Source organism: Yersinia sp. LJYL362, assembly GCF_048323875.1.
On the sequence record NZ_JBLWEX010000059.1, the window covers coordinates 1 to 9259 of the forward strand.

The window sequence follows — 9259 nt, forward strand, 5'->3', positions numbered from 1 at the left end:
GCCACCTGAGTTTTACTAAAGCGGCTGATGAATTATTTGTCACGCAAGCCGCTGTTAGCCACCAGATAAAGTCACTGGAGGATTTTCTCGGACTAAAACTGTTCCGTCGGCGTAACCGTTCTTTGCTACTGACCGAAGAAGGGCAGAGTTATTACCTCGACATCAAAGAGATTTTTACCTCTATCAATGAAGCCACTCGTAAATTGCAGGCACGTAGCGCGAAAGGTGCTCTGACCGTCAGTCTTCCGCCCAGTTTTGCTATTCAATGGTTGGTTCCCCGCCTTTCTGGATTTAATGCGGCTTATCCGGGCATTGATGTCAGAATTCAGGCGGTAGACCGAGAAGAGGACAAACTTGCTGATGACGTAGACGTGGCAATATTTTATGGCCGGGGAAATTGGACCGGCTTGCGTACCGAACGTCTATATGCTGAATTCTTGCTTCCTGTTTGTGCTCCCAGCCTGCTAATGGGCGAAAATGGATTAAAAGTACCGGCAGATCTGGCTAATCACACCCTGTTGCATGATACTTCCCGCCGAGATTGGATGGCGTATACCCGTCAATTGGGTGTACCGCAGATTAATGTGCAGCAAGGCCCAATATTTAGCCACAGTGCGATGGTGGTTCAGGCCGCAGTTCATGGGCAAGGTATTGCGTTGGTGAATAACGTGATGGCGCAGTCTGAGATTGAAGCGGGTCGATTGGTGTGCCCGTTTAGTGATGTGCTGGTGAGTAAAAATGCTTTTTATCTGGTTTGTCATGACAGTCAGGCAGAACTGGGTAAAATAGCCGCCTTTCGTCAGTGGATACTGGCAAGAGCGGCTAGCGAGCAGGAAAAACTACGCTTTCGCTACGACAACTAATTTCAATGATTAGGCGATATTAATTTAAGGTTAATGACGATGAATGGTCGTTTAATGCTGATATTTGCTGCCCTGAGCGGTTTTTTCTATGTTGCTTTCGGTGCCTTTGGGGCGCATGTATTGAGTGCCTCTTTGGGGGCGAATGAAATGGCTTGGGTTCATACCGGGCTGGAGTATCAGGGATTCCATACACTGGCTATCCTGGCACTCGCTGTTGCCATGCAACGGCAGATAAGTATTTGGTTTTACTGGAGTGGGGCCTTGTTAGCACTCGGAACGTTACTCTTTAGTGGCAGTTTATACTGCCTGGCTCTATCGCACCTGAAATTGTGGGTATATATCACGCCAGTGGGCGGAGTATGTTTTCTGGCGGGATGGATTTTGATGTTGATTGGCGCGCTGCGTCTAAGAAAAAGGGCAGAACGCCATGAATAATAAAATTGCTTTATATTGCCGCTCAGGTTTTGAGAAAGAGTGTGCGGCGGAAATTACCGCCAAAGCAGCACAGCTTGAAATCTTTGGTTTCGCGCGGGTAAAAGAAAATAGCGGTTATGTGCTATTTGAATGCTATCAGTTGGAAGATGCGGATCGTTTGATTCGTGAAGTGCCATTCCGCGAGTTGATTTTTGCCCGCCAAATGATGGTTGTAGGCGAGTTACTGAAAGATTTACCACCGGAAGATCGTGTATCGCCAATTGTTGGTATGTTAATCGGTGTTGTCGAGAAAGCCGGTGAACTGCGGGTTGAAGTTGCTGACACCAATGAAAGCAAAGAATTACTTAAGTTTTGTCGTAAGTTGACGGTGCCGCTGCGTAATGCAATGCGCGAACAAAAAATTCTGTCTGCCCGTGAGAATTCTCATCGGCCAGTAGTGCATGTATTCTTTATCGCATCGGGCTGTTGTTATGTTGGTTATTCTTATAGCAACAATAACTCCCCATTCTATATGGGTATCCCGCGTCTCAAGTTCCCGTCTGATGCCCCAAGCCGTTCAACCCTCAAACTGGAAGAGGCTTTCCATGTATTTATCCCTGCTGACGAATGGGAAGAGCGTTTAGCCAGTGGCATGCATGCTGTCGATTTAGGGGCTTGCCCCGGTGGCTGGACTTATCAGTTAGTGCAACGCAGCATGATGGTTCAGGCCATTGATAATGGTTTGATGGCACAAAGCTTGATGGATACCGGGCAGGTTACGCATCATCGCGTAGACGGTTTTAAATATGAGCCAACGCGCAGCAATATTTACTGGTTAGTGTGCGATATGGTGGAAAAACCGGCCAAAGTCACTCAACTTATTATTAAATGGTTGGTCAACGGTTGGTGCCGCGAGGCGATTTTTAACCTGAAGTTACCGATGAAAAAACGTTTTGAAGTTGTTTCGGAGAATCTGGAAATGATCGATGAACAGCTTAAAGAAAATGGTATTAACGCCCATATTCAGGCCAAGCAGCTTTATCATGACCGTGAAGAAGTCACGGTGCATGTGCGGCGTATTTGGTCTGGTGCGCCAGGCCGCCGTGATGAGCGTTTTTAACATTTGATGATATATACCCTAAATAATTCGAGTTGCAGGAAGGCGGCAAGGGAGAGAACCCCGATGAGCTTACTGTCGTAAGTAATTCGGGTTATTGAGCGTAGCTAACGCACATGCAGCTTGAAGTATGACGGGTATACACGCAAGGGGCCGGTTGGCCCCTTAGTATTTTATGTTGATATCACCGATTTAAACGTAGCTGCTGCAGGTTGCCACTTAATGGCAAATCAGTTTTCAGGGTCGCTATTTGTTTGCAAATAAAGGCTATTTCTTGATGCTGTTGCAACTTATTGCGCCATTTCTCTGGCACTGAATCTAACCCCTGATAGAGTTCCTCCAGACTGTTTGCTTGTTGCAATAATAGTGCGGCAGTTTTTGCTCCAATGCCGGCGACGCCCGGAATTTTACTGCTGCTGATCCCGGCGAGCCCCCAGTAGTCAGGCAATTGGTGCGGTAACACGCCAAACTCCTGCTTTACAAATGGCATGTCCAGCCAGCGTTTTTGGAAGTAATCGCGAATCTGAACATTTGGTGCTAATAGCTGGCAATAGCCTTTGTCGGTTGAAACAATAGTGACCTGATGCCCGGCCCCACCAATTTTTATCGCCAATGTCGCAGCAAGGTCATCAGCTTCATTGCCCGGTGAACTCCAGCAATTAACCCCTAATGAGTGGAATGCTGCGCGGATCAGCGGCATTTCTTGTTGCAGATTATCTGGCATCGGTGAGCGGCCTGCTTTGTAATCCGGCAGAGATTGATGACGCCAACTGTCCGAGCGGTCATCCTCATCAAAAACGGCGACGGCATGTGTTGGCTGGCTATGTGAAATAAGCTGTTGCAGCGCATGCTGACAAGCATTTACACAAGGTGAACCTTGTACCGCATGAATGCGACGAATCAGATTAAGAGCATCAACAATAAGAAGGTGGATTTGCATGGACTGTCTTAAAACCTATCCCATAAGGGCTATTTTATTGGCCCTTCTTTGCTATAAAGAGCGAACCTGACGGTGCTCAAACAACCTTCAGGTAGCGCCAGCCACAAGTCCGTGCCAGCGCTATCGCTGAGGGTTATTTATTCTTTAACTACAAATTTCATAGCAAGGTGTGTAAGCACTGCCCGGTAACTTCATCCGCTGCTGGATAATGAAGCCTTGTAACAGCTGGTCCATATGTTTCATTAGTAAAGGATCACCATGCAACTTGAATGGCCCGTGAGCTTCAATAGCATGAATGCCCACTTCTTTGACGTTACCCGCCACAATACCGGAGAAAGCACGGCGTAATGCGGCAGCCAGTTTCTCAGGGGGTTGATTGTGGGATAAGTCCAGATTGGCCATGTTCTCATGAGTCGGCTCAAAGGGGTGCTGCAAGTCAGCCTCAATACGCATAGACCAATTGAAGCTATAAGCATCACCGGTATTACGGCGATTCTCTTTCACCAATGGCATCGCTTTTTTCATCTGACGAGCGACTTCATCCGGGGCATCAATAATTATCTGGTAGTATTTGCGTGCTTCGTCACCCAGTGTGTTCATGATGAATTCATCCACGACTCTGAAGTAATCTGCACTCTCTTTTGGCCCGGTTAGGATCAGGGGTAAAACCTGCTCCTTATTATGTGGGTTCATCAGAATACCTAACAAATAGAGCAATTCTTCTGCTGTTCCCACGCCACCAGGGAAAATAATGATGCCATGGGCGATACGAACAAAGGCTTCGAGTCGTTTTTCAATGTCTGGCATGATAATCAGTTCATTGACTAACGGGTTTGGTGGCTCTGCGGCAATGATTGACGGCTCGGTCATACCGATAAAGCGGCCTTGTCTGTAACGTTGTTGGGCATGACCTACTGCGGCCCCTTTCATCGGTGCTTCCATGGCTCCGGGGCCACAGCCGGTACAGATATTCAACTCACGCAACCCCAATTGGCTGCCGACCTTACGGGCATACAAGTATTCGGTTTCATTGATTGAATGGCCGCCCCAGCAAACAATCATATTTGGATCTTCATCAAGATGGAGTGCTCGGGCATTACGCAAAATGGAAAAGACCAAATTGGTCAAATGGCTGGAGCTTTCCATATCCAGGTGTTGGAAACGCCCAGCGTTGACTATTTGACCATTCACAAACAGAATGTCACGCAAGACCGCAAACAGGTTTGCCTGCAAAGAGCGAATAATTTTACCATCAACAAAAGCATGCTCTGGTGGGTTAACCAGTTCGAGTTTTACACCGCGTTCGCGGCGAAGCACATTGATATCAAAGGTTTCATAGCGAGATAAAAGCTCTTTGCTGTTATCGGTCAGGCTCCCTGAGTTAAGAACCGCCAATGAGCAATTACGGAATAAACGGTACAGATCACTGCTGGCTGTACGTTTGAGCATATCCACTTCGAGCTGTGATAACAGATCCATTGAGCCAAGTGGGCTGACATGTGTAATCAAAGTTACTCCTTTACACCCCTGAGGGTGGTAGTGCCTGTGTATCAGAGTGCTGCTTTCTGTTTTCCGTGGAATATCAGAGAGGCCACTAAGTATCCATTACTGATTTTTATACTGAAAATAGCATGAGGAACCTATAATTAACCTTAACGTCGTCGCTCACTTTTTGCCAATACTAACGTGCTGCTGGTGATAAAGTTGCGCAGATGTACGCATTTATTGCCGCGCCAGGCGGCCGGTTAAGGGCATAAAATCAATATTGGAACGCCATGGATTGATATCCAGCCCCCCACGGCGGGTATAGCGCGCATAAACTGACAGTGTCTCAGGCTGGCAGAAACGCATAATGTCATTGAAAATGCGTTCGACACACTGCTCGTGGAACTCATTATGATGGCGGAAAGAGACCAAATAGCGCAGTAAAGCCTCCCGGTTAATCTGTGGGCCACTGTAGCTGATTTGGACTGAGCCCCAATCCGGTTGGTGGGTTATCAAGCAGTTGGATTTTAGCAAGTGGCTGACCAGGCTCTCTTTTACGAGACTTTCACCTGTTGCCCCTTGTAGGTAATCGGCATTGAACTCATAGCTATCGATCCTGATATCTTGCTCATCCAGACATTCTCCCGATAAGTTGGCTATCGGTTGATGTGTCATTTCATTCAGACGGTATAGGGTGACACTGACGTCTCCTTGGGCACAGGCGGATAAATCCTGTTGCAAAGTAGTGCGCACACTTTCCCAGTCAGTAAACGCTGTTTGGTTAAAACTGTTGAGGTAAAGTTTAAAACTCTTTGACTCAATGAGGTTAACGCTATCAGCATTTAGGCTAATTTCACCCACAGCAACTTGTGGTAAGCCCTTACTGTTTAGCCAGGATAGCTCATATAACGTCCAGATATCAGCACCATGAAAGGGCAGATTATCAGGATATAAACCGAGAGGTTTGCGGTTCATACTGCGTGGCACGGCCTGCAATAAGGTCACGTCGTAGTGATCACAATACGCGGTGGGTTTGCCCAGCGTCAGTTCCGCCAGAGCCTTGTGGTCTTGATATGAAGACATGCTGTTCCCATGATAAGAGAAAGGTACAATAGCTATAGTTTATCAATTAATGCCGCGTTTAACTGCATTTCTAAGTAGGGTAACGCCTTTACCTTGGTGCAGCGCAAGCCGCCGCGATACAGAGAATAAGAATGGACCAGAACGTTTCAACGGCACTCAAGAGCTTTACTCAGCGCTATATTGACTTATGGCAGCAGCAAACCGGGCGGCCACCTGCCAGTGAGGAGCTTTATGGGGTGCCTTCTCCCTGTAATGTAGAAACTCAGAATAATCGGGTGTTTTGGTTGCCGCAGCCTTTTGTTGGTGGCGCGAATCTTGCCAATATTGAACGGGCACTGGAGATTCAGCTTCATCCTGATATCCATGAGTTTTATACCCAGCAATATGCCGGGGACATGAAAGCTGATTTAGGCGATCACCGCTTTACCTTGCTTCAGGTTTGGAGCGAAGACGATTTCATTCGTTTACAGGAAAATCTCATTGGCCATTTGGTGACACAGAAAAGACTGAAACTCTCGCCAACACTGTTTTTAGCGACAACGGAATCGGAAATGACCATGGTCTCACTGTGTAATGTCAGTGGCAATGTGGTGTTAGAGGAGTTTGGTAGCGGTAAACGGACATTACTGGCATCGACTCTTGCTCATTTTCTGGATGCATTACGTCCTGTATTTCCTGAATAAAGATAAGATTATTGCCCATCCCAGCACAGCTCGTGTGAGAGATCTCTCACGCGAGCTGTGAGACATCACTTCTATTCCTTTTATGTGAAATTATTGTATTAGATTTATCTTCAATAAAATCACTTTGTTACAAACATTCATTTTTTTATATATAAAAGCATCCTCCCCATTCTTCTTACAGTACCTTGCCTCTCTTTGTCGATTAAGCGATCCTTTACTCGCCCGATAGGATCTGGCGGAAAGGACGGTATCAGGATGGTGCCACTTCAGGATGAAGGACTCAGGGACTGCTTAGGATGAGTGAAGGGATGTTTCAGGAAGAAACAAAGGACACCTCCAGGATGGAGATTGAGAGCCAGTTCAGGATGATTGGTGGGTTAGGATAACCTCAGGATTGGCACTGGGATGGTGCAGGACAACGCGACGGATTGCTGGTTAGGATAACCGCACGGAAAAGTTTTCAAGGATTGAGCAGGGAGCATCACTTTTAGCTGGATTGCTATAAAACGAATAGAGGGGTACTGGTAAAACAGTACCCCTTTTTTTATCTATATTTTGCTCAATCCCCTTCTGTCGTCTAGGGTGTGAACTTGGGCATCCTGTTCTTCAATGGTATGCTTGGCCGCCGTTGAACCAGCCCGGTGAATGGTTGTTTTTTGGTTGAGAGCATAATCATGAATACAGAAAATCAGGTGCGCCAGAGCCTACAGAATATCGAGCTTGCCATGCGGGCCATTGATCTTTGGCAAACAGTTCCGCCACAAGTCGAGGCTTTTGACAGTAATGAGCCTTTCAGCATTGATACCATGGATGCTGAGCAGTGGTTACAATGGGTACTTATCCCCCGGATGTACGCATTGTTGGAATCAAAAGGGCCACTCCCCACACGTTTTGCTATTACACCTTATTTTGAAGAAGCGCTGACTGGCGAGGGCCGCCCAGATTGCACCTCACTGCTGGTAGAATTACAGCGTCTCGATGACCTGCTGAATAAAGAAAGCCACTAATGCTGGAAATACTCTATCAAGACGAACATATAGTTGCGGTAAATAAACCTGCCGGTTGGCTTGTCCACCGTAGTTGGCTGGATAGCAATGAAACCGTCTTTGTCATGCAAACTGTACGCGACCAAATTGGCAAGCACGTTTATACCGTTCATCGCCTGGACCGCCCGACATCGGGTGTGCTGCTGATGGCACTGTCCAGCGATGTGGCTCGTGCCCTTTCGTTGCAATTTGAACAGCATCAGATTCAGAAAACCTATCATGCGGTCGTGCGTGGATATGTGCTGGACGATGGCACTATTGATTATGAGATGACTGAAGAGTTAGACAAAATTGCGGATAAATTCGCCCGCCCTGATAAAGCACCACAGCCTTCAGTCACCCATTATCAGGCCCTGGCTCAAGTGGAAGTGCCTATTGCTATCGGGCGTTATGACACTGCGCGCTTTAGTTTAATGGAGTTAACACCAGAAACGGGCCGCAAGCATCAACTTCGTCGGCATATGGCGCATATTCGCCACCCGATCATCGGTGACAGTACCCACGGCGATCTGCGTCAGAATCGTGGGATTGCAGAGCATTTTGATTGCTCACGGCTCATGCTTCATGCCAGCCATTTGCATCTCACTCATCCAGTGACCGGAGAGTCGCTCAGTTTGACGGCGCGTTGGGATGAATCCTGGCAACAGCTGATGTCACATTTCGGTTGGCTAGGTATTGCCCCTCATCTTGAAAGGGTTGAGTTTGCAGCAACGGCGAGTCAGGATAGTGCGTAATTTTTTTCGTTAAAAGGACAACTTTTTATGGCTCAGGTCGGGATTTTTGTCGGCACTGTGTACGGTAACTCACTCTTAGTTGCAGAAGAAGCTGAGAGCATACTGAAAGAACAGGGGCACGAGGTCAAAGTGTTCGATGAGGGCACTTTAGAGGCCTGGCAATATTATCGTCAACATTATGTGCTGGTGGTGACCTCAACAACCGGGCAGGGTGATTTCCCGGACAGCATTGCTTCGCTCTTCGTCGCCGTGCGCGATCAGGTTGGATTCCAGCCAGAATTGCGCTATGGCATCATTGCGTTGGGGGACAGCAGTTATGATAATTTCTGTGGAGCCGGGCGTGCATTTGATGAATTATTACAAGAGCAAGGCGCGACACGAATTAGTGAAAGACTAGAGATTGATGCCATTGAACATCCGGAACCAGAGGTGGTTTCCGCTTCGTGGGTGGAGCAGTGGGGCCGTCTACTTATTTAGGGTATTAACCCTTTACTCATGAAGTTGCAGGTGAGAGCGATGTTTATTCACCTGCAACACCAATGACTTTAGTGATACAACCTATTTAGCGAGCGCTGGTCAGTTTTTCCAGGTCAGCTTCAATTTCAGCAATCTTATTGGTCACTACACTCTCTAAATGACGCAAGTCATCCAGAATCTTACGTTTCAAATCAACTTCAACTTGATCACGTTTGCACAACTGATCAAGTTCATCAATGACATAACGTAGATTCGGGTTGATTTCATTGATTTCTTTATAGCCATGGCCAGCATTATCAGCAACCACAGTTTTGCGTTGGCGTGGGTATTTGAACTTCACACTCTTAGCAAAAAACTCACCTTTATCTTTGCGGAAGTAAATTTTCAGAATGTCGTTATTGGCCTCCTGACGCAGGC

At 47.1% G+C, this 9259-nt stretch carries 11 protein-coding genes; 7 read left to right on the forward strand and 4 right to left on the reverse strand.

Translation table 11 applies throughout. The features are described from left to right. The 3 genes from ACNSO8_RS02470 to rlmM form a co-directional block, all read left to right on the forward strand. On the forward strand, positions 1–863 hold an 863-nt coding region (locus ACNSO8_RS02470; protein ID WP_418393718.1), incomplete at its 5' end, for a transcriptional regulator GcvA. Between the two features lie 39 nt (positions 864–902). Beyond that, positions 903–1298 (forward strand): DUF423 domain-containing protein, encoded by a 396-nt coding sequence (locus tag ACNSO8_RS02475; RefSeq protein ID WP_072081953.1) that lies wholly within the window; start codon positions 903–905, stop codon positions 1296–1298. Continuing rightward, positions 1291–2397, forward strand: coding sequence for a 23S rRNA (cytidine(2498)-2'-O)-methyltransferase RlmM (gene rlmM / locus ACNSO8_RS02480; protein ID WP_418393719.1), 1107 nt, complete (start codon positions 1291–1293; stop codon positions 2395–2397). The genes ACNSO8_RS02475 and rlmM overlap by 8 nt, the downstream gene beginning before the upstream one ends. A 181-nt stretch (positions 2398–2578) precedes the next feature. Here rlmM and xni read toward each other — a convergent pair whose 3' ends face one another. From xni to queF, 3 genes are all read right to left on the reverse strand, one after another. After that, positions 2579–3334: a flap endonuclease Xni gene (gene xni, locus ACNSO8_RS02485; protein ID WP_418393720.1), complete on the reverse strand. Its 756-nt coding sequence runs from the start codon at positions 3332–3334 to the stop codon at positions 2579–2581. Between the two features lie 144 nt (positions 3335–3478). After that, positions 3479–4843: a nucleotide 5'-monophosphate nucleosidase PpnN gene (gene ppnN, locus ACNSO8_RS02490; RefSeq protein ID WP_418393721.1), complete on the reverse strand. Its 1365-nt coding sequence runs from the start codon at positions 4841–4843 to the stop codon at positions 3479–3481. A gap of 213 nt (positions 4844–5056) precedes the next feature. Continuing rightward, positions 5057–5902 carry an NADPH-dependent 7-cyano-7-deazaguanine reductase QueF gene (queF, locus tag ACNSO8_RS02495; RefSeq protein ID WP_418393722.1) on the reverse strand — a complete coding sequence of 282 codons (846 nt, stop codon included), beginning with the start codon at positions 5900–5902 and terminating at the stop codon, positions 5057–5059. 131 nt (positions 5903–6033) lie between these two features. Between queF and syd the strand changes: the two genes are divergently transcribed. From syd to ACNSO8_RS02515, 4 genes are all read left to right on the forward strand, one after another. After that, complete coding sequence (syd, locus tag ACNSO8_RS02500; RefSeq protein ID WP_418393723.1) at positions 6034–6585, forward strand: SecY-interacting protein; 552 nt, start codon at positions 6034–6036, stop codon at positions 6583–6585. A 674-nt stretch (positions 6586–7259) separates the two neighbouring features. Continuing rightward, a complete protein-coding gene (locus ACNSO8_RS02505; RefSeq protein ID WP_418393724.1) occupies positions 7260–7592 on the forward strand; it encodes a YqcC family protein in 333 nt (110 codons plus the stop codon). Then, positions 7592–8365, forward strand: a complete 774-nt coding sequence (truC, locus tag ACNSO8_RS02510) for a tRNA pseudouridine(65) synthase TruC (protein ID WP_418393725.1) — start codon at positions 7592–7594, stop codon at positions 8363–8365. Before ACNSO8_RS02505 ends, truC begins: the two co-directional genes overlap by 1 nt. A 27-nt stretch (positions 8366–8392) precedes the next feature. Further along, complete coding sequence (locus tag ACNSO8_RS02515; protein ID WP_418393726.1) at positions 8393–8842, forward strand: flavodoxin; 450 nt, start codon at positions 8393–8395, stop codon at positions 8840–8842. Positions 8843–8927: 85 nt separating this feature from the next. On the opposite strand, the gene ACNSO8_RS02520 is transcribed toward ACNSO8_RS02515, so the two are convergent. Further along, positions 8928–9257 carry a DUF3461 family protein gene (locus tag ACNSO8_RS02520; protein WP_418393727.1) on the reverse strand — a complete coding sequence of 110 codons (330 nt, stop codon included), beginning with the start codon at positions 9255–9257 and terminating at the stop codon, positions 8928–8930. Positions 9258–9259: the final 2 nt, after the last annotated feature.